The organism is Companilactobacillus sp. RD055328 (assembly GCF_022835675.1).
GTDB lineage: Bacteria > Bacillota > Bacilli > Lactobacillales > Lactobacillaceae > BQUT01.
In genome coordinates, this window is sequence record NZ_BQUT01000005.1 from 856,997 (window position 1) to 878,737 (window position 21,741).

At 31.8% G+C, this 21,741-nt stretch carries 24 protein-coding genes and 1 tRNA gene; 5 read left to right on the forward strand and 20 right to left on the reverse strand.

The window, feature by feature from the left end; all coding sequences use genetic code 11:
- Nucleotides 1-31: 31 nt before the first annotated feature.
- From RD055328_RS06525 to yycF, 6 genes are all read right to left on the reverse strand, one after another.
- On the reverse strand, nucleotides 32-1,234 hold the full coding sequence (locus tag RD055328_RS06525; protein ID WP_244087988.1) for a S1C family serine protease: 1,203 nt from the start codon (nucleotides 1,232-1,234) through the stop codon (nucleotides 32-34).
- Nucleotides 1,235-1,362: 128 nt separating this feature from the next.
- Nucleotides 1,363-2,163 (reverse strand): MBL fold metallo-hydrolase, encoded by an 801-nt coding sequence (locus tag RD055328_RS06530; protein WP_244087989.1) that lies wholly within the window; start codon nucleotides 2,161-2,163, stop codon nucleotides 1,363-1,365.
- A complete protein-coding gene (locus RD055328_RS06535; RefSeq protein WP_244087990.1) occupies nucleotides 2,160-2,963 on the reverse strand; it encodes a two-component system regulatory protein YycI in 804 nt (267 codons plus the stop codon). Before RD055328_RS06535 ends, RD055328_RS06530 begins: the two co-directional genes overlap by 4 nt.
- Nucleotides 2,964-2,965: 2 nt before the next feature.
- A complete protein-coding gene (locus RD055328_RS06540; protein ID WP_244087991.1) occupies nucleotides 2,966-4,279 on the reverse strand; it encodes a YycH family regulatory protein in 1,314 nt (437 codons plus the stop codon).
- Nucleotides 4,269-6,137, reverse strand: coding sequence for a cell wall metabolism sensor histidine kinase WalK (gene walK, locus RD055328_RS06545; protein ID WP_244087992.1), 1,869 nt, complete (start codon nucleotides 6,135-6,137; stop codon nucleotides 4,269-4,271). The genes RD055328_RS06540 and walK overlap by 11 nt, the downstream gene beginning before the upstream one ends.
- A 40-nt stretch (nucleotides 6,138-6,177) precedes the next feature.
- The gene (gene yycF / locus RD055328_RS06550; RefSeq protein WP_244087993.1) at nucleotides 6,178-6,897 is read right to left on the reverse strand and encodes a response regulator YycF; all 720 of its coding nucleotides are present in this window, start codon (nucleotides 6,895-6,897) and stop codon (nucleotides 6,178-6,180) included.
- Nucleotides 6,898-7,043: 146 nt separating this feature from the next.
- On the opposite strand from yycF, the gene RD055328_RS06555 reads away from it, so the two are divergent.
- Nucleotides 7,044-7,116: transfer RNA gene (locus RD055328_RS06555), tRNA-Lys, on the forward strand.
- A gap of 287 nt (nucleotides 7,117-7,403) precedes the next feature.
- Here RD055328_RS06555 and RD055328_RS06560 read toward each other — a convergent pair.
- On the reverse strand, nucleotides 7,404-7,829 hold the full coding sequence (locus RD055328_RS06560) for a helix-turn-helix domain-containing protein (RefSeq protein WP_244087994.1): 426 nt from the start codon (nucleotides 7,827-7,829) through the stop codon (nucleotides 7,404-7,406).
- A 125-nt stretch (nucleotides 7,830-7,954) separates the two neighbouring features.
- Between RD055328_RS06560 and RD055328_RS06565 the strand changes: the two genes are divergently transcribed.
- From RD055328_RS06565 to RD055328_RS06575, 3 genes are all read left to right on the forward strand, one after another.
- Nucleotides 7,955-8,113, forward strand: a complete 159-nt coding sequence (locus RD055328_RS06565; RefSeq protein WP_244087995.1) for a hypothetical protein — start codon at nucleotides 7,955-7,957, stop codon at nucleotides 8,111-8,113.
- A 26-nt stretch (nucleotides 8,114-8,139) separates the two neighbouring features.
- Nucleotides 8,140-8,391, forward strand: a complete 252-nt coding sequence (locus tag RD055328_RS06570) for a hypothetical protein (RefSeq protein ID WP_244087996.1) — start codon at nucleotides 8,140-8,142, stop codon at nucleotides 8,389-8,391.
- A 695-nt stretch (nucleotides 8,392-9,086) separates the two neighbouring features.
- Nucleotides 9,087-9,695, forward strand: a complete 609-nt coding sequence (locus tag RD055328_RS06575) for a hypothetical protein (RefSeq protein WP_244087997.1) — start codon at nucleotides 9,087-9,089, stop codon at nucleotides 9,693-9,695.
- Nucleotides 9,696-10,247: 552 nt separating this feature from the next.
- On the opposite strand, the gene RD055328_RS06580 is transcribed toward RD055328_RS06575, so the two are convergent.
- The 4 genes from RD055328_RS06580 to RD055328_RS06595 all read right to left on the reverse strand — a co-directional run bounded on the left by RD055328_RS06580 (nucleotide 10,248) and on the right by RD055328_RS06595 (nucleotide 12,818).
- Nucleotides 10,248-11,135 (reverse strand): MucBP domain-containing protein, encoded by an 888-nt coding sequence (locus tag RD055328_RS06580; RefSeq protein ID WP_244087998.1) that lies wholly within the window; start codon nucleotides 11,133-11,135, stop codon nucleotides 10,248-10,250.
- A gap of 141 nt (nucleotides 11,136-11,276) precedes the next feature.
- A complete protein-coding gene (locus RD055328_RS06585; protein ID WP_244087999.1) occupies nucleotides 11,277-11,876 on the reverse strand; it encodes a CadD family cadmium resistance transporter in 600 nt (199 codons plus the stop codon).
- Nucleotides 11,877-11,886: 10 nt separating this feature from the next.
- Entirely contained in the window at nucleotides 11,887-12,207 is a 321-nt protein-coding gene (locus tag RD055328_RS06590; protein ID WP_244088000.1) for a helix-turn-helix transcriptional regulator, read from the reverse strand.
- A gap of 92 nt (nucleotides 12,208-12,299) precedes the next feature.
- Nucleotides 12,300-12,818 (reverse strand): dihydrofolate reductase family protein, encoded by a 519-nt coding sequence (locus tag RD055328_RS06595; protein ID WP_244088001.1) that lies wholly within the window; start codon nucleotides 12,816-12,818, stop codon nucleotides 12,300-12,302.
- 169 nt (nucleotides 12,819-12,987) lie between these two features.
- Between RD055328_RS06595 and RD055328_RS06600 the strand changes: the two genes are divergently transcribed.
- Nucleotides 12,988-13,893, forward strand: coding sequence for an LCP family protein (locus RD055328_RS06600; RefSeq protein WP_244088002.1), 906 nt, complete (start codon nucleotides 12,988-12,990; stop codon nucleotides 13,891-13,893).
- A gap of 6 nt (nucleotides 13,894-13,899) precedes the next feature.
- Here RD055328_RS06600 and RD055328_RS06605 read toward each other — a convergent pair whose 3' ends face one another.
- The 9 genes from RD055328_RS06605 to RD055328_RS06645 form a co-directional block, all read right to left on the reverse strand.
- A complete protein-coding gene (locus RD055328_RS06605) occupies nucleotides 13,900-14,190 on the reverse strand; it encodes a MarR family winged helix-turn-helix transcriptional regulator (protein ID WP_244088003.1) in 291 nt (96 codons plus the stop codon).
- Nucleotides 14,191-14,279: 89 nt separating this feature from the next.
- Entirely contained in the window at nucleotides 14,280-15,107 is an 828-nt protein-coding gene (locus RD055328_RS06610; protein ID WP_244088004.1) for a hypothetical protein, read from the reverse strand.
- A complete protein-coding gene (locus RD055328_RS06615; RefSeq protein WP_244088005.1) occupies nucleotides 15,094-15,753 on the reverse strand; it encodes a helix-turn-helix domain-containing protein in 660 nt (219 codons plus the stop codon). The genes RD055328_RS06610 and RD055328_RS06615 overlap by 14 nt, the downstream gene beginning before the upstream one ends.
- Before the next feature lie 65 nt (nucleotides 15,754-15,818).
- The gene (locus tag RD055328_RS06620) at nucleotides 15,819-16,586 is read right to left on the reverse strand and encodes an accessory Sec system protein Asp2 (protein WP_244088006.1); all 768 of its coding nucleotides are present in this window, start codon (nucleotides 16,584-16,586) and stop codon (nucleotides 15,819-15,821) included.
- On the reverse strand, nucleotides 16,564-17,967 hold the full coding sequence (locus RD055328_RS06625; RefSeq protein WP_244088007.1) for an O-antigen ligase: 1,404 nt from the start codon (nucleotides 17,965-17,967) through the stop codon (nucleotides 16,564-16,566). Before RD055328_RS06625 ends, RD055328_RS06620 begins: the two co-directional genes overlap by 23 nt.
- Complete coding sequence (locus tag RD055328_RS06630) at nucleotides 17,960-18,631, reverse strand: hypothetical protein (RefSeq protein WP_244088008.1); 672 nt, start codon at nucleotides 18,629-18,631, stop codon at nucleotides 17,960-17,962. The genes RD055328_RS06625 and RD055328_RS06630 overlap by 8 nt, the downstream gene beginning before the upstream one ends.
- Nucleotides 18,632-18,633: 2 nt before the next feature.
- Nucleotides 18,634-19,311: a YveK family protein gene (locus RD055328_RS06635; protein ID WP_244088009.1), complete on the reverse strand. Its 678-nt coding sequence runs from the start codon at nucleotides 19,309-19,311 to the stop codon at nucleotides 18,634-18,636.
- Nucleotides 19,304-20,482: a glycosyltransferase family 4 protein gene (locus RD055328_RS06640; RefSeq protein ID WP_244088010.1), complete on the reverse strand. Its 1,179-nt coding sequence runs from the start codon at nucleotides 20,480-20,482 to the stop codon at nucleotides 19,304-19,306. The genes RD055328_RS06635 and RD055328_RS06640 overlap by 8 nt, the downstream gene beginning before the upstream one ends.
- Nucleotides 20,475-21,695 (reverse strand): glycosyltransferase, encoded by a 1,221-nt coding sequence (locus RD055328_RS06645; RefSeq protein ID WP_244088011.1) that lies wholly within the window; start codon nucleotides 21,693-21,695, stop codon nucleotides 20,475-20,477. Before RD055328_RS06645 ends, RD055328_RS06640 begins: the two co-directional genes overlap by 8 nt.
- Nucleotides 21,696-21,741: the final 46 nt, after the last annotated feature.

Below are 21,741 nucleotides of genomic sequence, written 5' to 3' on the forward strand. Positions count from 1 at the left end.
TGATATTAATTTATCATCGCTTCTTTGTTATTTAATTAGATTCAACTTCTGTTAGAGTAAGTTCGGTAGTAGCCTGCTTCCCATCACGGTAATAAGTTACCGTTACCTTATCACCTATGTCATGACTATAAATAATAGAATGTAAGGTTGCTATGCTATCGACTTTTTTGTCATCAATCTTAGTAATGACATCATACTTCTTCAATCCTGCTTTACTTGCGGGCGCATTATCTGTTACAGATCCGATAAGAATTCCACCTGTAATACTACTTGGTAACTTAAAAGTATCACTTTGATCTTGCTTAGAAATTTGATCAAGTGTTAGTGCTCCGATCCCTAAAGATGGCCGCTTCACTTCACCATTCTCAACTAAATCATTAATAATCTTTACCACCTCATTACTTGGAATAGCAAATCCCATACCTTCTACTGAAGTTCCATCGTCGCTAGATGCTAACTTCATTGAATTGATTCCAATAATTTGCCCGCTTGAGTTTACTAATGGACCTCCAGAATTACCCGGATTAATTGCAGCATCAGTTTGTATAACTGTTGCTTGACCAATATCTTGACCAGTTGTTTGATCTTGAGTCGTTATAGTCCTACTTTTAGAAGATATAATACCTTCGGTAACTGAAGTTGCATAATCACTACCTAAAGGTGAACCAATAGCAATTACAGGATCACCTTCGGTAATTTTGTCAGAATCACCAAATTCTGCCGTTGCCGGAACTTCATCTCCTGATATTTCTATAACGGCTAAGTCAGTAACTTCATCAGTACCAATTAGTTTTCCTTCTGTTTTAGAACCATCCTTAAATATGATTTCTAACTTATCAGCATCGCTAACTACGTGATTATTAGTGACAATATATCCTTTACCGTCTTTATTTGAGTATATAGCTCCAGATCCTTCACCATATTTCTCTAACGAATCACTACTTTGAGAACTAGAACTACTTCCTCCGAATAGTTCGGCTAGACTATCACTAGCAGAGCTTGTTTTCTTTTGATAGTTGATAACAGACACTACCGCACTTGATACACTCTTAAAAGCTGCTCCCATTTGCGTTTTTGATTTTGTAGTCTCTACTGTTTCTGTTGTACCAGCTTTTTGAGTATTATTTATTGTACTCATATTTCTACTTACGATAACTCCTGATGCTGCACCTCCAAATAGTGCAGCTACAATGGCAATAATAATTGTTTTTCCAGTTGAATTAATTTTTCCCATTATATAAATTCTCCCTTTTGCATGATTACTAATTGTAAGTTTAAAACTTATAGCTTAAATTTACCTTAAAAAAGCTAAATTTGAAATTTATGAGATTAAAAAAACATTAGATCAAATATCTAATGTTTTTAAATTCCGTATAGTGGTTGCGCTTGTTCTGGGTCAGTATCACTAATATGAAAATCATGTTCCACACCTAAATCATGTTTCATCATGTCTTCAGCTACCGTACGATGAGCTAAATCTTTAAGATTATTATCTGGACTTAAATGTCCTAAAAATATTTGTTTGGTGTTATTGCCAATTATTTCTTCTAAAGTATTAGCTCCATCAAGGTTAGACAAATGACCTTGATCGCTCAAGATTCGTTGTTTCAACGACCAAGCGTAGTCACCGTTTCTTAGCATATCTAAATCATGGTTACATTCCATCAAATAAGCATCCGCAGATTTAATCGTATTTTTAATACGTTCAGATACATATCCTGTATCAGTCAAAACAGCAAAACTCTTGTTATCATAATGGACTTGATAAAACTGTGGTTCTGCTGCGTCATGCGACACCCCAAAACTCTCAATATCCAAATCACCAATTGTTAGTGTGCTTCCCATACCAAAAACATACTTGTTTTCACTGGGAACTTTCCCAATTTTAGAATTCATAGCATTCCAGGTACCCTCATTAGCATAAATTTGCATATCATACTTACGAGCTAATACACCAACACCTTGAATATGATCACTATGCTCATGTGTTACCAAAATTGAGTCCACTTCACTTAGATCTCTATCTATACTCTTCATAGCATTCTCAATTTTTTTACCCGATAAACCAGCATCAATCAATATTTTACTATTGGGTGTTTCTATATAAGTAGAATTCCCTTTACTACTGCTCGCTAATACACTTATTTTAAAATCTGAGGTCACTGTATGTCTTCTTTCTGCTGGTTTTTAATAATCGTCCCATTAAAAGCATTAACTAATTTTACGGTTTTGGCATTAGTATTTTTGTTCTCGATTTGAATATACCAAATCGGAATATAAATAGCACTCCCCTTCGCCGTCAATAATCTTCCATAATTTAATTTTGCATCACTTATTTTTGAATTATCAGGTATTTCTGACGCTGTGTAGAGATAATTAACTGCGTCTTTTTGCGAAATAGCATCTTGTTCTTCGCGCAAAACAGACGTCTTCTTTGTATATGTTTGACGATATGACGTAATTTGATTCCCTTTTTTATAAAAAGTTATCTGTGCAGCATCATCATATAGTTGTCCATATTGAATTTTTTGGGAAAAAACATAGTTTGTACTATTCGATAAAATCTCATTATATCTATATGATTTTTCAAAAAGTACATTCCCAGGAGTAGCAACAAAATTTTCCAATACTTCTACTGTATCTTTACCTTTAACATTAATAGGATTATTTAAAACGCTAGTGACAACATTATTGGATACATTTGCTTTTTGGTCTTTCAGTGTTTCAATACGTTGCTCCATTCCTTGATCGCTTTTCCCTGCTAAATAGTAGCCTTTTTTATCTTTAGAACTTAATTTTTCTGTAGTAATATTTGAGTTTTTCATTTCGGCCGCTATAGAGGTCTCATCAGCCTTACTGCTGCTAACAACAACACTTTGAGCTTGGCTAAAAGAAGTAAACAGGAAAACATCAAGGGCAATAAATACAACCAAAAAGATCATTTCAATTCTTCGAAAATCCATATCTAACTGCCCCCTATTCTATCAGATACACCAACCAATTCACTTAATGTGCTCCATTTATTCCCAATTCTAATAAAGTAACTTGGAGATAAATCAACAACATCAGAATTATCTTTATCAATCGTCCACTCATAACCTAAATCAATATCTTCAATCTTATCTATTGTATAGCCACCGTTTTTTAAATCTTCTATGATTTCTGCAGTGTTCTTCAATGTTACTGGTTTTTGATCAGATGGTATCGGAACTTGAATTACTTTATTCGAAAATTGCGCTATAGTTCCGGAATCTTGAAAACTGACTTTAACCGCACCTATGTCACTCTTCTTAAACGTTGGAAATCCTTCTACATATTCTCGATATACTAAAACTCTGTTCTTCCAATCAACATAAGCTAACTTAGCATTAGATAGCGGACTATTAATTTTGTTGATTAACTTATAACCGTTATTTAGCATTTCAGTTTTTGACTTAGGTAAATCATCTTTTGAATAGTCATAATAAGTTAACTGATTCTTCTTACTATCAGATACCAACCGTTGATATGAATTAGCACTATAAGTTGAAGTATCACCGCTTTGGCGAGTTGAAATATTGTTAGATCCTAGTAAGTTAGAAACATAATTGTTATCTTCTTGCTTGGTTACTAAATAACTATATGTGTTCATAACTACATGATCAACATAGTCAACACTTACAGTCTTATCTCTAACTACTAAATTGATCTTCAAAGAAATATCCGTATTCTTTAGCAGTTTTACAATTTCTTCTGAACTTCCAGAATTAACACTTAACTTATAAACAGTATGATTTCGGTCATTACCTAAATATATATTCTTATCTTTGTGATCGAAGTGAAATAACACCCGATTAAACATATACTTATCTTCTTTACTTAAATTATCTTGTTTAAGTAAATCACCATAATAGCTTACCGACATTTGTAAAGGATAAAACAACTGCAATGAATCTTTCGAATTAACAAATTTCTTGTATTTTTCAGTGTTATTTTTGGATAAGACTGATACTTTACCAAACTTCCAAGTGCTCATATCTTTTTGTACTGACTTAACAACATTATGTTTATTATTATAAACTAAGCGCTGATCTGTCCCATCATTCCAGATAATTTGCGATGGTGAATAGAGTTCTTCTTTTTGGACGACATTTTGTTTACTACTCTTTTTTTCTGCTACATCGGTTTTGGGCTGCATTTGGTAACGAGAATTATTAGTCAAAATTAAAAATGACAGCACAAAACTAATAGCAATTGCTACTACTACTAGTGTCTGAACAATTAAACGACTAATCTTCATCCCATTCACCTATCCCCTCGTTAGCATCATATGGTAATGATATATAAAATGTTGAGCCTTTGCCCTCAGATGAGTTAACCCAAACTTTACCTTTGTGTTCTTCTACTACTTCTTTTGAAATAGATAGTCCTAATCCTGTACCGCCTTGTTTTCTTGAACGAGCTTTATCAACTCGATAGAAACGGTCAAAAATCTTAATCTGATCATTACGTGGAATTCCCAATCCCTGATCATTAATACTGATAATAACGTGCTTATTAGTCTCTAACAACCGACAAGTAATAACCCCACCATCCGGTGAGTACTTAATAGCATTATTAACGATATTATCAATAACTTGCGTCATCTTATCCGTATCGATCTCAACCCACAAATCGTGTTTAGTAAATACACGCTTAATTGTGTAATCTTTAATTTTTGTACCATTTTCTTTTGCGTGTTCTTTATCTTTTGTTAGCATCATGTCAAAACGATTAAGAATGTAGTTGAAGAATTCATTGAAATTAACATATTCTAATTCCAGCTTAGAAGTCCCTTGATCCATTCGTGACAAACTAAGCAAATCATTAATCATACGAATCATTCGCTCTGTTTCTTCAACCGTTACTTTTAAGAACTTCGGTGCTAATTCCTTATCTTCCCATGCTCCATCGTTTAATGTCTCAACATAACTTCTAATACTTGTTAATGGTGTTCTTAATTCGTGAGAAACGTTAGAAACGAACTCTTTTCTTTCGCGGTCTACTCGTTGTTGTTCAGTGACATCATGTAATACCACAACTACACCACTTACAAACCCACTATCTCTTTGAATTAATGAGAATTCAGTATTTAAAATCAAATCATTATTATTGTTAGGAGCCTCAACCAAGATAGAATCTTGATCTTCCAAAATATCTTGGAAGGAGAATTCATCTTGAATCCCTAACACATCAACGATTGGCCTTTGAATAACTTCTTGGTCATCTTCAATATTCAAAAATTCCATCGCCATTTCATTGATAACGGTAATGTTTCCCCGACGATTAGTAGCAATAACTCCATCTGACATCTGTGAAAGCACAGAATCTAATCGACGACGTTCAGACTCCGAGTTTTCTGTTTCTTCTTCAACTTTAATGGATAAGTTATTAACAGCAAGAGCTAACTGCCCTAGTTCATCCTCACTATATACACGAACTTGTCCAGAATAATCTCCTTGAGACATCTGAATAGCTTGTTGTTTCATTTCATCAATTGGTCGTGTGATAGCTCGTGAAATAAAAATAGCAATCAATGCTCCCACTAATCCGGCAACTAACGAAGCCGATAAGAAGATAATAATTATATTGTTAATGTTCTTATATACTTGTTCCATGTTAGCTTGAACGTAAATAGCCCCGATAACATTACTCGAATCATTAACGGTTTTGACAAGCGGTTGTACCATGATGTAAGTACTACCAGTATCTTTGTCATAGACAATTTGCGTCAGCTTCTGATTGTTGTACATGGCAGTATTAGCAATCGCATCAGACTTCTTACCAATAGTTGATTGCTTATTTGCATCTGAGTTAGCAACTGTTGTTCCATCTTTATCCACCACCTGTATTTCAGATATGGATGAATTATCAATATCTCTTAAAGAGCTTTGAATCTTATCACCCATATCACTTTTGTGATTGTATAATTCAGTGGCAATTTGCGTTGATATTCCTTGGGGGATTTGAATAGACGATTCAAATGTTTGTACGTTTTGATGTTCAATTTGACGTACAAAATAAGCCCCAATGATTTCGATTGTGGCAAACAAAATCAAGATGAACGCAAAGGGAATTTTAAAATGGATTGAATGCATAAATTTTATTTTTTTATTCACGATTTTTCCTTATAAAAAAAGCCTACAAAACATTTGCAGGCTAGTCTTGGTCGCTTTCGATATTTTTTAAGTAATAACCAACACCACGACGTGTCATTAGCCAGTCTGGTTGACTAGGGTTATCTTCAATCTTTTCACGCAATCTACGGACAGTAACATCAACTGTTCGTACATCACCGAAATAATCATAACCCCATACTGTTTGTAATAAATGTTCACGCTTCATTACTTGACCCATGTGTTGTGCTAAATAATGTAACAATTCAAATTCACGATGAGTTAATTCAACTTCTTTACCATTCTTCTTAACTACATAAGCTTCTGGCAAAATTGTTAAATCACCAATTGTAATATCATTATTCTCTTCATCTTCAGCATCGGCACTAACTTGAGCAGAATTTTGACGACGCAAGGTTGCTTTAACACGGGCAACTAATTCACGATTGGAGAATGGTTTAGTTACATAATCATCAGCACCTAATTCAAGACCAATAACCTTATCAATCTCAGCATCTTTGGCTGTAATCATAATAATGGGTGTGTCACGAGTTTTGCGTATTTCACGCGCAACTTCTAAGCCATCCATAACTGGAAGCATTAAGTCTAACAAGATGATGTCAGGTTCAACTTCTTCTACTTGATCAACAGCTTCTTGTCCATCAAAGGCAGTAAACACTTCATAGCCTTCTTTTTCCATATTGTATTTAATAATGTCTGAAATCGGTTTTTCGTCATCAACAACTAAAACTTTTTTCGCCATAAAATCACACTCCTTAAGTGTTATCACTACTCATTATACTAATAATGAATGGATAAAACAAAAATCATAATGTATTTGTTAAAAAATATTGCGCAAAATGGCGTCGCTGTGGTAGTATATCTATTGTTGTATTACTGATAATATTTGGGTGGTTAGCTCAGCTGGCAGAGCAACGGACTCTTAATCCGTGGGTCCAGGGTTCGATCCCCTGACCACCCATATAAGTACTTTTAAAGGTTGTTATATCATGTTAAGGCATTGATATAACAGCCTTTTTCTCAACTTTGATAAATTTGATTGATTTTTATACTATGGGTAGTCAAAAAATTACACTGTTTCAGAATTAAACGTACTAAAATGAAGACTTTTGGGGCAAACAATATCATAGAATATAAAAAAGGAAAATCATTATCTGATTTTCCTTTTTTAATACTCACCTTCATAAGCATCTCTTTCATTATCAAAAATTCATAGAAACATTAATATACAAAATTCAGAATCGTGGATTATTTAAAGAGACTTTTTGATAAGAAGTATCCATATATATAGCTTAAAATTGAAATTATAAAACTAATGTAATTCATATACTTAATCAGTTTATAATGGCCATTCCCTTTATTATTAACTTTTAAAATATAAATAGGGCCTATTAGATCAATAACTGGAATTATTGCACAAACAGCTGTCATAACTAATAATAGCGTGCTGTTATTTTTGTATGATTTTTCAACGTTGGCCTCGTTTTCTAAAAGGACATCTAGTGACACATGATAAATCTTACTAAGTTCCTTAAGATTTTCGATACTTGGAGTTATCGTCCCATGTTCCCACTTCGAAATGGACTGTCTAGATATGTGCATGATATTAGAAACATCTGTTTGACTTAAGCCGTTCTTAATTCGGTAAGCTCTTAATTGCTCTGATAGATTCATAGAAAATCCTTCTTTTTTTAATATGTAAACAATTTGGTAACAGATTTAAACTCATTGTCCCTCCTATATTTCATTATAATGTCTCAGAATAAGTTTGCACTAAAAAATAATTAAAGGAGTACACTATGAAGAAATTTAAGGTTGTTACGTTATTCTTTACATTCATTATTTCAATTAGTTTCCTTGTACCAAGTGCTACAGCTCTTGCCAATGCAAAACAAACAAATACTGAAAGTAATCCTGCAATTATCTACAGCCAGAAAAAAAAAACACCATTACTGTAGATAGAAAGTTTAAAGATAAGTATGGAATGACTGAGTCTCAAGAAAGAATGCTTCAATCAAAGTTTAATGCATTACCACAAGATCAAAAAAATAAAATTTTACAAAATAATAAAGACCCGAAAATTGCACCTATAATTCTCTGGGCTATGAAAGTTCTAGCAGCTGCAGGACTAAGTTGGCTAGCATCTAAGTTGCTCAATTGGGGAGCACATAAATTTTGCAAAGCGTATAGAAATTCAAACTCAGTTACAAAATGGGTTTGCAGTGTCATTGACTAATGAAAATGAAAAATAAAGTTATCTTAGCAGTAGTACCACTATTAACAATAATATTAATCTTACTTAAGAGCATACCAGTAATAAAACAACAAATTTATATTTATGAAACAAGTAAACTTACTCCAATTAATAGTATTACGGCAAGAACTAACAAGACTATTTTTATTGGAAGAAAAACCTGTCCTTCTTGTCAAAAATTTATGTTAAGTAATTTTTTTGATAATAAACTCAGTAAGAAAACCTATTACATGAATACAGAGATGCTAAATTCAAAAAACAAAATTAATTTAATACTTAAGTGCAAAATTACTACAGTTCCCAGTCTTGTTAAGATTAAATCCGGAAAAATAATTTCTGTAAAACATAATTATTCAGAATTGAGGTAGTACAATGAAGTTATTTTTACAATATTTAATTGCGTTTATATTGATGAGCGCAATATTAAAAGTTGAATGGTTCAAAGAAAGATATATATTGCTTTTAATTATATTCATAGTAATTAACTATATTTTACATGTGCTGCTACGAATAGATAAATTTACATAGTATCGATTAATAATCAGACTCATTGCGTTGTCATGATATTAGATTGTATGCATCTTTTTATGCTAATAGAGAGAAGGTGATTAACTAAAAATATGCTTCTATAAATCAAATTTTTCAGTCGGTTATTTTTTAAAGAAGGGGAAAATATTATGAAAAAAAATAAAATTATTACGTCTGTGTTGATATCAGCATCACTGCTAGGAACAACTATACCTAGTTCTGTTGCATTAGCAAGTGTTAATCAAAATGACTTACCTGCTATGACAACCAAAGCAAACAATCAAGCAGTCAACAGTTTAGATAAATTTGTTGGCGTCAAAAATAATCAATACATTCTCGAGATTCCATCAGATTACAGAGTGAGTTCCGATACTTTAAAACAAGCAAAAAATCTCATAACGGATGCAAACAAACGAATTAGAGAAAATAATCTCATACTTAATGAGAAAACTAAAACTGCAGATAAAATCATTAATGTTCAAAGCTTTGGAAAGAACGGAATTTCAATTCACTGGAATTATGTACGAATTTATTTAAATAGAAATGTTGTCAGAGCAGCGGCTAATGGTGCAGGAAATGCTGTAGGGGCAGCTATTGGTGCTGCATTAGCTGCAAACGGTCTATCGGCTATGTTTGCAACTGCCGTGGGAGCTTTTATCGGATCAGCACTTGGTTCCTGGGCAAGTTCTAAAATTAAAAATGGAGCTTACTTTGATGTAAACTATTACTTTGGAATTAACAACTGGGGATGGCAATAATTTATAATAATGAAAAAAAACACAATTAATATTATATTAGATACTACTGTAATGATAATTTTTTATATTGTTTTTACAAAATTAGTAAATAAAAATACTTCAATCATTGAATTAGTAGTTTCTTCAACCACTATACTTATTGTTTATCCCTTAGTATCAATCTTATTAGGTAAATATTTAAGTAAAAAAGGAAAATCAGATAAATGATTTTCCTTTTTTAACTAATTAATTGGATAATATAATATAAATCCTAGGGCTCCGCCACTAACCACAACTATTATAAATATATAAAGCTCTGGTAAACTTAAATATTTATCTAAAATTGGATTCACAATTGAAACGTACACTACTACAATCATACATATTATCAAATTAATAAGTCTGTCTTTTTTCATCAAATAAACATTCTTTATCTTCGTATAACCAATGTAAATATATCAACTTAATTATACATCCATATATCTCTTGTTCAATAAATCATTAACATCAAAACAAAAACCTCTGAAACTAATCAGAGGTTTTTTATTATACTAAATCACATTCAAGCATATCTTAATTTAATCTCTTATTTCTAAATACCCAATAAGATGCGGATAACAATACTAGAACTCCTGCTACGGAAGCACTATTGCCAATTACGCTTGATTCACCCGTTTGAGGTAAAGTTTTTTCTGATTGTTTGCTTACATTTGATGAAGAAGGTTTAGATTGTGCTGATTTACCTGGCACTTCTGGAACATCATTATTAGACATATTGTCATTCACGGCCTCTGAATCATCAGTTTCTGTCTCTGGATTATTAGGTTCAATCGGATCAACTGGAATGTTTGGTTCTATTGGATCAATTGGCTCACTAGGTTCTACCGGATTAGTATCAGACTGAGTTTTTTTGTAAACATACGTCACAGTTTGTGAATCTGTTGTGTACACCCCGTTAATATTCCCTTCAACATGATCAAAAGTATAATCTTTTACAAACAATTGATTAGTTTTATAACTTTCGCCATTTAGTCCCGTAAAAGTTACATCATCATAAAGTCTATTTCCATTCTCATCAACGTACTTAACGGTAACTGTTCCCGCATTTTCATCTTTATCATATTGAAAAATAATTTTTGTATCCTCATATCCCAATGTTCCCTTTAATTCACCAGAAACAGCAACAAGATGATAACCTAAAATATCTTTTTGAAAATTAGTAGCATCATATATAGCTCCGACTCTACCAGGAATAGTTAAACTAGGTGTTATGTCATTACCCGACATATCCTGAAAAGCTATTATTAGTGAAGTCGTTTGGAATTCATTATTTTTAATATCTAAAGTATCAACATTTTTTATTGTTAAATCTCCTTGCTGATTATCTGCGGCATGTGCTGTACCGATTCCACTTGAAAGTAACATTGTTAATATCATTGCACTATATGTAATTTTTTTCATATTATTCCCCCTGAAATTCATTTACTATAACATCGTACCTGATGAATAAATAAATAAAAACAGACCTGTGAAACCATCTACAACGTTAAAAATCCAAATAAAAAACCGCTGAGTTTCCTCAGTGGTTTTTACCTCTATTTCCTATATAAAATGAGCTATTGTCCCTGATTCAATCATTATGTAAATTCCTAACAGAATGTACACAATCGCAGTTATCCACCTACCATAATCTTCTAAAATATCAGCAACCTTGGGAAGTTTAACCAATGTATAACCAATCCAGCAAAATAATGACAACATAACAAAGAATGTAATTAACACAATTATCACTTGTGCCGCATTCAATGTTACAAAGTATGGCACATAGATTCCAATATTATCCGCTCCACATGTCGCAATCGTTATTATTGCAACATTTAACATCAAACTTCTATCTTTGCCTAATGCTTTTTCAACAATTTCATCGTCATCTTCTTCACCTTTTATAAGAAGTTTAATCCCCATAAATATAGGTATTATTCCTAACAATCCTAAAATCCATTCATCAGGGACAAATTTCAATACAAAAGCCATTATTAATGACGTTGTAACTAAAATTGCTGTCCCTATGATGTCTCCAAAGTATACTGCCCATCTTTGTTTGCTAGTTTTTGCAGTTCCAAATACCAACATTAAGATAATCAAATAATCGATACTTGTCGAAATATATGCAGTTATGCTTGAAAGTACTATTGCTCCCATTGTTAATCTCCTAGTCTACATTACTAATACATTCTTCTTCCGTGCTCTCATTCCAGCCAATATCATTTCCAACTTGATCAATAACTTCTAATAGATGAAAAATCTTCTTACTTGTTAAAGAATATATGACATATTTCCCATCTTTTTTTGAAGTAATTAATCCACAGTCTTTCAGACAAGCTAATTGTTGTGAAATATTAGATTGTTTCGTTACTAACTTGTCAGTAATTTCCGATACTGACATATCTTTACTTTCTAACAATTCCAATATATTAACTCGCACTTCATTATTAAGCGCATGAACAACTTTTTTTCTAAATATCTCATTCATTCTTTATTTCCTCTTTATATTAATAAACATTAATATGTTAATCGTTAAAAGTCAAATAATTAAAAAAAAGATAGAGCAGACTGCTCTATCTTTTAATTTGTAAAATGTAATTCAGTTAGTTCACCAAGGTTAGTCGTGCCTACTAAATTTAACTTTTTAAAATAATCATCTTCTTGAAATAGCCGCTTACCTCTCCCCAAAAGATAAGGAGCGATTTGAATTCGCCATTCATCTATTAAGTCAGCTTTTAGTAGTGACGTCACTATACTTCCGCCACCAACTATCCAAATGTCCCCGCCCTCTTGTTCACGCAATTCTGTAACAAATTCAATTAAATCATTACTTATAGCTTTTGCTTGATCAAAAATTTTATTTTTGTCATGTGTTAATACAAACTTTTCATGATTAGGATATAAAGCCTGTCCATTCATTAGTTTAGTAGTTTCTTCATATGTAACTCGACCCATAATGATTGTATCAACTGTAGAAATGAATTCTTCATAAGTTGATTTCCCATCTAAATTAGCATCAAATAGCCATTGTAAATTATCATTACTATCAGATAGAAATCCATCTAAACTAATTGCACCATAAAACATTATTTTTCGCATTGATGAAAACCTCCAGTGAAGATAGTATATATTAACATCTTATTTTTTTACAAATATAAGCTAATAGGTACATGAATATTTCGTTACTAAATACGAGGTTAAGCATCATTGATTGCATACTTCTACTTATTATATGCTATTACAAATACCCAACTAAGGATTACAAATTATGAAGAAAATATTCAAAATAATACTTGCGGTGATTGTTGCATTACTAATCGGTGCCGGCATTTATGGTGTGGTTGTCTACCATGATGTAAAAAACACAAGTGATAAAATCTACCAAACTAAAGGAAAAGTTACAAATAAACGCTATGTTAATGTTAGTTTAGACGACAAGCAACCCTTCTCTGTACTACTAATGGGTACAGATACTGGAGATTTTGGTCGTCACGAAAAAGGGAGAACAGATACCATGATTCTAGCTACTGTAAATCCCGAAGAGAAGCAAACTAACATGTTAAGTATTCCACGTGATACTTTGGTAACTCTACCTAAATATGGTGGCAGTAAAATAAACGCCGCCTATACCTACGGCGGTATTCCTTTAGCCGTTGATACCATTCAAAAAGAATTCGACATACCTGTTGATTATTACGTACTTATCAATATGCGCGGTCTAAAGCAGTTAGTAAATGCTGTTGATGGCATTACCGTTAATAACAAACTTGATTTTAAATTTGGTGGTCATCATTTTAAAAAAGGTAAAATTAAACTTAATGGTGATGAGGCTCTTAAGTACTCACGTATGCGTCATGATGATCCACGCGGAGACTTTGGTCGTCAACTCCGTCAACAACAAGTAATTGAAGCAATTTTACAAAAAGCCATGTCAATTCGCATGTTAACTAAATATAATTCTTTCCTAAAAGTAATCGGTGACAACATGAAAACCAACTTAACGTTGCAAGACATGAATAAAATTCAAAACAATTATCGTAGTGCCAATCATTTCAAGAATAACCAAATAGAATCTGAGGAACAAAGAATTAATAACCTCTTATTCCAGGTGATTTCTGATGCTACTTTTAAACAAACTTCAGATGAACTTAAAGCTCAACTCTTTATTGAATAGTAGTTATTAAAATATCTCGTCAATACTTTTATCGATTTCTGAATCAACTTTTTTTAGTAGTTCTTTACCGTGTTCTGTTATTTCAACTTTGATCTTTCTCGTATCATTAAATTCGCTTGATAATCTAGATATCAAGCTTTTTTTATGTAAAACTTTCAACGAACGTGAAACTGACGAAATAGCAACTTGTAGTTCATTAGCTAATTCCGAAGGTGTTTCATATTCATTTTCATTAATGGATACCAACATACAATATTGCATAAATCCCAATCCATATTTGTTTGTTGGTTTAGACATTTTGTTTATCACTCTGGTATTTTCTAAATACCAGTTTCTAGCCTCGGTATGATCCTTTATCATAATTATTTCCCTTTCTTATCAGTAAACTATTTCTGAATATTCATAATTGCAAACTCTAATTTTTTAATTGAGTTATCAATAGTAATATTATCGATAGAGATAATAGATGCATCATCTGCTACTCGTTGTTTAACACCTTTGTAGCTCTTCTCATCAACAACAACAATATCCATATTTTGAATATCATATTCATTACTATTGAATGAAATTCTTTTGTCTAAATGCTCAGTTATCTTATTTCGCACTAAATACTGGTGAGTAATATCTGAGCTGTAAAAGAATCCAATTGTAATTGGTTTCTCATATTTCATTATCGGAATATTGGCTTTCAATATTGGGATAATGCTTGCTAAAGTCCTATCTAATTCTGATTCTGTTAAATTTAAGTATCTTTGTTTAAGCAATTCTTTTTCCATGAAAGTGTAAAAATTAGGTGCGTTTTTAACTTCATCATGTAAATACTTTTGTATTTTTTCATTGCTTCCTTGATGTGTAAATTTCCTCTGAGAAATGATAATCCCCGTCAATAGATATGTTAGTTGACTACTCATTATTTGATATTCATTTTGATACTTGTTAATGAGACTTCTTTGTAAGTTTCGAACAAAATTATATTCACTTACTTTATTAGTTTTAAAGAAAAGAAGTTCTTGCCTAATTGCCTCTTCATCTCTTGTTCCTAACATTGATGTGATAATCAAGAAGCACAAATATTTTGATTCTGTATCAATAATTTCTTTGTCTATAAGCTTAAACTGATTTGACACAAATCCATAAACTTCAAAATAGAACGGATGATTAACAATCCATTGATAATCTTGAAATTCATCATCTATGTATTTATGCTGCCGCATTCGAATAACGAAATATGCACACATAAATCTCCATGAGATATCTATCAATAAAATTAACGTTGGCATTGATTGCTTGATTCAAATCTTCAACTCGATGCTCAATATTTTTTTGACTGATATTTTCCATCGGCCATTGGTAATTGCCATAGACATTTTTTAGTAATTCAAAATAGAATTGTCTAACTCGCAATTCGCTTCCAATTAATCTTCCTTTATTGATATTAATTTTCAAATCAAAGGTATTTAATATCGGCAAAATTCGTTGGATTTTTCTATTTAATGTAGCAATACTAATATAGTTATCAATACAAAAACCAACAATTGTTAGCTCTGAATTAAATAGTATTTCTTTAATAAATAGAAAAGATAAAGAACGTTCATAATAAAATATTTCTAGTTTCTTCCAGGTGTCCGGAATTTCTTCTAAACAATATCCGCGTCCACTAGTACTTTTAATAACATACTCATTGTCGTAAACATTCTTCAAATCTTCATTAATTGTTTTTATTAATGAAGTTATTTTTTTTGTACTGAAATTAGTCATTTCTGCCAGTTCTTCACCGTTGACCCATTGATCAACGGATTGGCTTAGAAATTTTATTATTTCTAGTCTAATTGAGTCATCTTTTTCTAAAAAAGAATTCATTTTTCTCCTTTCTAACACTTTGGATAAGTGTATTTAAAATTAAGACCTAATATTTTTTTCAACAACTAACCTTCTTCATCAGAGTAAATAATCTCTTCTAATGAATTGACAAGAAATTTTGGAAACCAAAATTTAACGTCTTGATGGTGTGTATACCCCTGTACATCAGTAGTCATTGATATATTATTATCGGTTAAATCATTAAGCAAATACTTTATATGATCTTCATAGGTATGTTCGTTTTTTGAGTAATTAAGATATACTTTTTGATTATTCATCTTATTCTTTACTAGATTTGGGAGAATATAATTCAATTTTTTAATGCTTTCTGTGGAGTCATCTCCCATGATTGACAACAGAATTGGATTTTTTATTGGATTATCAGTTAAGTAATCACCTAAGTAATACTGGGGTGCTCCGGCAATAATATAATCTGCGTCAATTAAACTGCCAAACATTAATGCCGCATAACCACCTTTGCTAGATCCAACACAAATTACTTTTTCGAATTTTTTGTTTGAAGTAATCTTACTTATCAGATGTAATACTGATTCTTGAACATTACGTTCACCGTTCTCACCTAAGTAATAACAACCACGCTTTTGATATCCAAAATTATCTAAAATATATAGTTTGTTAGCTTTGATATCTTTTAAAGTTCGCAGGTAGTTATATGTTGCTTCATAACCTGTTCTTGGAAAAGCACTGAAGATAACTATTAATGTTGAACTCTTTTTGTTTTGCTCAAAAATATAATTCAACTTCGTATGTTTAAACTCAATCTGCTTACTCTTTAAGCGGAAATATAATTTAAGTAGTTTCTTTCTTATCATACTGATCCTCATTTAAAAATTGCTTTCTATTCAAAATAATTGCAGCGGCTAAGCCAAAGGCAATCCATACCGTACGCATTTCGAAAATACTACTACTTCCAACCGACACAGAGATAAATCCAACTAGTGTCAGTAATGGATAACAAAATATATATTCAGTACGCTTAAAGTAGAGTCTAATTGAATGAAATCCCATATATATTAGAACTACTAAAAACCCAAACAATCCAACAAAACCGGTATCAAACAATATGGCTAATAAAAAATTATGCATTCCCATACTTTGACTAGCCGCAGGTGGTAAGTTCATATATCCATTCAGTAAATAAAAAACATCTTTTTGCGAACTACCAACACCCACACCTAGTGGATGCTTGATAATTGAATCAAGCGCGTAGCGATAAATTTTTAACCGTTCAGCTGTTGAATCCATTTTTCCGTGGAATGTCGATTCAACACGTACAATTAATTCTTTGATATCCAATACACTGTAAGCATCTTGTTGAAAAATCCATGCCAAGGTCATTATCGTAATAACAATAATTCCATTCTGTAATTTAATATATTTAATTACTAACAGGAGTAAGATGACAATAAATGCGACGAATCCAGTTCTTGAATTAGTCTGGATAATTAACAAAAGATTAACTACTAGTACTATAGGAATAGTTATAATTAAACCAATCTTTCCCTTAATCGTCTTATCGTCAAATGCTAGTAATAAGACTACTAAATACATACTAATAAAAGCCGCAAAGTCATTGGTATTAACAAACATCCCTGTTGGTCTCGTATCATAACCACTTAGATATGCCGTTGAAAACTTTAAATGAACGTTCATAAAATATTCGCCAATTAATGAATAGCATAAGATCAAAAAGTAATTTAACGATAACAACTTAGCTACCTGGCGAATTTTTACTTCACTATTGAAATAGTAAATTGCAAACATAATGAAATAAGTTATTTCAAATTCAAAGTACAACGCACTCAAACTATTAACTGGATAATCTGACCAAAAGATAGAAATCGTAGAAAACAATATCCAAATTCCTAATCCTAAAATCACATACCGTAATTCCTTATTAACTGTCATCTTATTTTTACCAAATAAGAACAATAATAAATGAAGCGGTAAGAGTAGTCTGAATAAGAACAGTGATGACAGCCCTGGAATTGCTAGATATGGTCCCCAAAAGGCTGCAACCAAAACAACTAAGAATAAGTAATAATCCAAGTTATGTTTATAGGTTAAGTAAAATATTCCCGTCAATATTGCTACGACAATAATCATTCCAACTTGCTTTGGTGCTATTCCGGCAACTATACAAACTATATACAGCATTACACTTGGATATAATTCTTTGACTAGGCTAGCCATCAAAAACAACTCCTAGTAAACTACTTGATTGTGCTTGAATTAACTTCTTGAATTTATTTAAGTTTTCTTTCTTTTCAGCATTAGATTGAGTTACTAAAATCACATCGTCAGCACATTGATACAGTACTTCAGATAAGAATGAGTCACGCTCCTCAGATGTATTAATTACAATCAAGTCATAGACTGATTTATAAACATCAATTATTGTTTTTAAATTTGAAAACTTTAGAATAAATTGATTTTCATCGGTGACTGATCCAGCAGTTAATATTTGTAACTGGGGTTCAATATCATTAATCGCATCCATCACATGATCTTCGTTATCTAAAATATTAGTCAAACCAACAGTATTTTTATTGAACTGAAAACTCTTAGTTAGGCTTTGTTCTTTAAAATCACAATCAATAATAAGTGTGTTTTTTCCTAAACTGCTATTAGCTTTCCCAATATTTCTGGTGAAAGTCATTCCATTGTTTTTCTTATTATTAGAACAAACCAGTAAAACTTTACTTGTTGGTTTTTCAAAAAATAAATCCAAAATCCGTAAAAGATTACTTTTATCATCTAGCTGATTTGTTGAAAAACCAAGATTGTATCTTCGAGAACTATTTTGGTCTTTAAAGTTTGATTCACCATTCTTATTTTTACCAAATATAAAACTCACAATTACCACCTCACAACAAATTTATTTTTAACTCGTCCCAAATATCTAACACCTAGTTTGTTTAACTCTTCAGGAGAATCTATTTGTTGATCCCTAAGTGTTACTAAAAGTAAATAAGAAACACTAATAACAAACCAAACTACAATATCTAATATGTACTTAATCAGCACAGAATCTTTAGTTGGTGTATCAGGTTTTGCCAAGATTGACACTTCAATATTAGGGAAGAGCCGTGGTAATTCAGTTTTTATTTCTTGTGATAACACCTTCATTACCTTGCTAACTAATTCTTTGTTGGTATCAGAATAGTTAACTTTGATAATCAGAGAATTGTTATCAGAAGAAACATTTAAATTTGACTCTATTTCTTTTAACTTACTATGAGGTAACTTCAATTTTTTGTTTATTTTTGTCATCATTTGATTACTCTTGATAACTTCAGAATAAGTATTCATTAATTGAATATTAGTCTTCATATCTTCACTTTGAACCGCACTGTTTTTTTCATTTTTCATATTAACCAAGACACGCATATCAGATGAATAAGTGTCTTTAGAAACGAAAGTTCCATATACGTATGTTGTTCCAAGTATTAAAACAAAAAACACAATCAATAAAGTCACACTATTACGAAGATTTTTTATAAACTTTTTTATTGTTAAGTTCTCTGAATTAATCATTATTGTTAACCTTATTCTCGTATGATTGAATCAATTTTTTTTCTTCAATTTTCCAATTGTATTTATTTTTAAAAGCTTCTATTCCATTTTGTCCCATTTGTTTGCGACGTTTTTCATTCTTCATTAAGTATTTAACTTGATCTACCATCAAGTCGACATCCTTGGGGTTATAATCAACTCCACAATCGTCTTCAACACAAATTTCATGAAAGGCTGGAAAATCACTAGCTATAAATGGAAGTCCGGCTGCCATATATTCTAAAATCTTGGTCGATAGTGAATTGATATTATTGGGTGTTGGTTGCAATAAACATAACCCAACATCAGAATTTCGATAGATATCCCAGATCTTTGAATATGGCATTCTTCCTAAGAAATGAACGGCATTTTGTAAATTTGATTTCTCAACGTACTCTTTAACAACATCTTTATTCTCATTAATAGGGCCAACTAAGTTGAGCTGCACATCTAGATGGTGAACATTAATTATCTCTGCCATCAAATCTAACATCTCATATAAGCCACGTTGTCTAATCAAAGCTCCGACATATACCAGAGTAAAAGGTTGATCACTCTTGCTTTGGGATACGGTAAATTCCTCAGGTTCATACTTGGGATAGTTCAAAACATCAATACTATCAAGATTCAAATCCTTGTAATTATTTTTGTAAGATAGTTCAGCAAAAATCACTTTGTCACAATAACGCATTAATTTTTTTTCTGTATGAGCAACTCTTTTTGATAGCCAGCTTCTCATGAATTGTGGAATCCAAGGCTTAGTTAAAACAGCCGCTGGTAAATGCTCATGCATATCATACGTAATAAAAACTTGATTCTTTAGTTTTCGTTTAATTGCACGTGCAACATATAACAACTCCGGATCTTGAATATGTAAGAAATAGTCCGAGCTATTGATGAATTGTCGATAGAATTTAATCCAATAAATCCAGCGTGTAAGTCGGGATCGTCTTTTTAAATAATTTAATTTTAAATTATCAGTTTTTAACAACCCCAAACTCTTATTTTCACCATCAGCAATAGCATAAAAATCAACCTTGAATCCATCGTTTGCTAATGACATAGCTTCTTTAAAAAAAATTCTTGTATCTAACCATACATGTACCGAACTTATCATCATCACGCGTTTAGTATTACGTCTTTTTTTATTCAACGTTTTGACCTTCTTCTTCAATACATGTTTGTAGCAATTGTTCAGCCAATAATTGTGAGTTAAACTCTAACTCAACTTTTTGGCGCGCTGCCAATCCTATTGATTCTAAGATTGCTTCATTTTGGTACATTTCCCTGATAATTTTGACAGCCGTCTTAACATCACCTTCATCTACCAACCAACCATTCTCATTATCATCAATCAGCTCTGGTATCCCACTATGTCGCGTTGCTAACACTGGAATACCTGTGGCCATCGCTTCCATCAAGACTACTGGGATACCTTCGGTATCACCATTAGCACTTGTTTGACTCATCATAATAAAGAAATCACTAGTATATAGATGTCTTAGGACCTCACGTTGAGTTCTAGAACCTAATAATGTAACTCTTTCTTCTAAAGATTCATCAGCAATTTGTTGTTTCAACTCTTCTTCTAATGGACCACTACCAACAATGTTTAATTGCACATCAATTCCTAAATCCACGAGCCATCTAACAATTTTGATAGTGTTATTAAATCCTTTTTTTTCAACCAATCGTCCTACACTTAACAGACGTAACTGTTCGACTCTTGAACGTTTGATATAATCAAACATTTCTAAATCTACACCCATATGGTGAACAGAAACCCGATTACTATTTGCTCCATCAACAATTAGTTTTCTTTCGAACAGTTCACTAATTGCCAGAATTTTGCTCTGTGAAGCAAATAGTTGTTTATAAGGAAGTAACCCATTTTTCTTTACGAAGGCTGTTATATCAAACCCATGAAAGAAAGTGATTAATTCGACTTTAGGAGCAACTCCAATGCTTTGTAAGTTTGCAAACGCAGCTCCGTTAGGACCATAGTGAGCAATTACTGAATCAAAACTTTGAATCATAGAAACCTTATTTAAAAGTTCCAAACTTCGTAAGCTAGATACTCGATCGAATTTTTTCTTATTCCAAAGACGAGCGGCCTTAATTGGATGAAATAAAATAGTTTTTAAAATCTTTAATCCTCGTATCATCTTATTATTTGTTGGATTCAAGTATGTTACTTTGTCCAATAAGCGATATTTGGTAACTAGCCTATGTACTTCACTCATATCAGCCTTTTTGTAGGCGATTATTCGTACGTCTACTCCAAGGTCAATTAAGTTAGTTATCTGCGATAGAATAAATGTTTCTGATATTTTGGGAAATGATGATAATAAAAAGACGACTTTCATTTATCTTCCTCTTTACTTCTTTTGTATAATTTTGTGAATTCTTCAT

Bases quoted from the DNA above. Each gene is read 5' to 3' on its own strand.
- RD055328_RS06525 (WP_244087988.1), bottom strand. From the start codon at position 1,234: ATGGGAAAAATTAATTCAACTGGAAAAACAATTATTATTGCCATTGTA.
- RD055328_RS06535 (WP_244087990.1), bottom strand. From the start codon at position 2,963: ATGGATTTTCGAAGAATTGAAATGATCTTTTTGGTTGTATTTATTGCC.
- RD055328_RS06540 (WP_244087991.1), bottom strand. From the start codon at position 4,279: ATGAAGATTAGTCGTTTAATTGTTCAGACACTAGTAGTAGTAGCAATT.
- yycF (WP_244087993.1), bottom strand. From the start codon at position 6,897: ATGGCGAAAAAAGTTTTAGTTGTTGATGACGAAAAACCGATTTCAGAC.
- RD055328_RS06560 (WP_244087994.1), bottom strand. From the start codon at position 7,829: ATGAATCTATCAGAGCAATTAAGAGCTTACCGAATTAAGAACGGCTTA.
- RD055328_RS06565 (WP_244087995.1), top strand. From the start codon at position 7,955: ATGAAGAAATTTAAGGTTGTTACGTTATTCTTTACATTCATTATTTCA.
- RD055328_RS06570 (WP_244087996.1), top strand. From the start codon at position 8,140: ATGACTGAGTCTCAAGAAAGAATGCTTCAATCAAAGTTTAATGCATTA.
- RD055328_RS06575 (WP_244087997.1), top strand. From the start codon at position 9,087: ATGAAAAAAAATAAAATTATTACGTCTGTGTTGATATCAGCATCACTG.
- RD055328_RS06580 (WP_244087998.1), bottom strand. From the start codon at position 11,135: ATGAAAAAAATTACATATAGTGCAATGATATTAACAATGTTACTTTCA.
- RD055328_RS06585 (WP_244087999.1), bottom strand. From the start codon at position 11,876: ATGGGAGCAATAGTACTTTCAAGCATAACTGCATATATTTCGACAAGT.
- RD055328_RS06590 (WP_244088000.1), bottom strand. From the start codon at position 12,207: ATGAATGAGATATTTAGAAAAAAAGTTGTTCATGCGCTTAATAATGAA.
- RD055328_RS06595 (WP_244088001.1), bottom strand. From the start codon at position 12,818: ATGCGAAAAATAATGTTTTATGGTGCAATTAGTTTAGATGGATTTCTA.
- RD055328_RS06600 (WP_244088002.1), top strand. From the start codon at position 12,988: ATGAAGAAAATATTCAAAATAATACTTGCGGTGATTGTTGCATTACTA.
- RD055328_RS06605 (WP_244088003.1), bottom strand. From the start codon at position 14,190: ATGTCTAAACCAACAAACAAATATGGATTGGGATTTATGCAATATTGT.
- RD055328_RS06610 (WP_244088004.1), bottom strand. From the start codon at position 15,107: ATGCGGCAGCATAAATACATAGATGATGAATTTCAAGATTATCAATGG.
- RD055328_RS06615 (WP_244088005.1), bottom strand. From the start codon at position 15,753: ATGAATTCTTTTTTAGAAAAAGATGACTCAATTAGACTAGAAATAATA.
- RD055328_RS06620 (WP_244088006.1), bottom strand. From the start codon at position 16,586: ATGATAAGAAAGAAACTACTTAAATTATATTTCCGCTTAAAGAGTAAG.
- RD055328_RS06625 (WP_244088007.1), bottom strand. From the start codon at position 17,967: ATGGCTAGCCTAGTCAAAGAATTATATCCAAGTGTAATGCTGTATATA.
- RD055328_RS06635 (WP_244088009.1), bottom strand. From the start codon at position 19,311: ATGATTAATTCAGAGAACTTAACAATAAAAAAGTTTATAAAAAATCTT.
- RD055328_RS06645 (WP_244088011.1), bottom strand. From the start codon at position 21,695: ATGAAAGTCGTCTTTTTATTATCATCATTTCCCAAAATATCAGAAACA.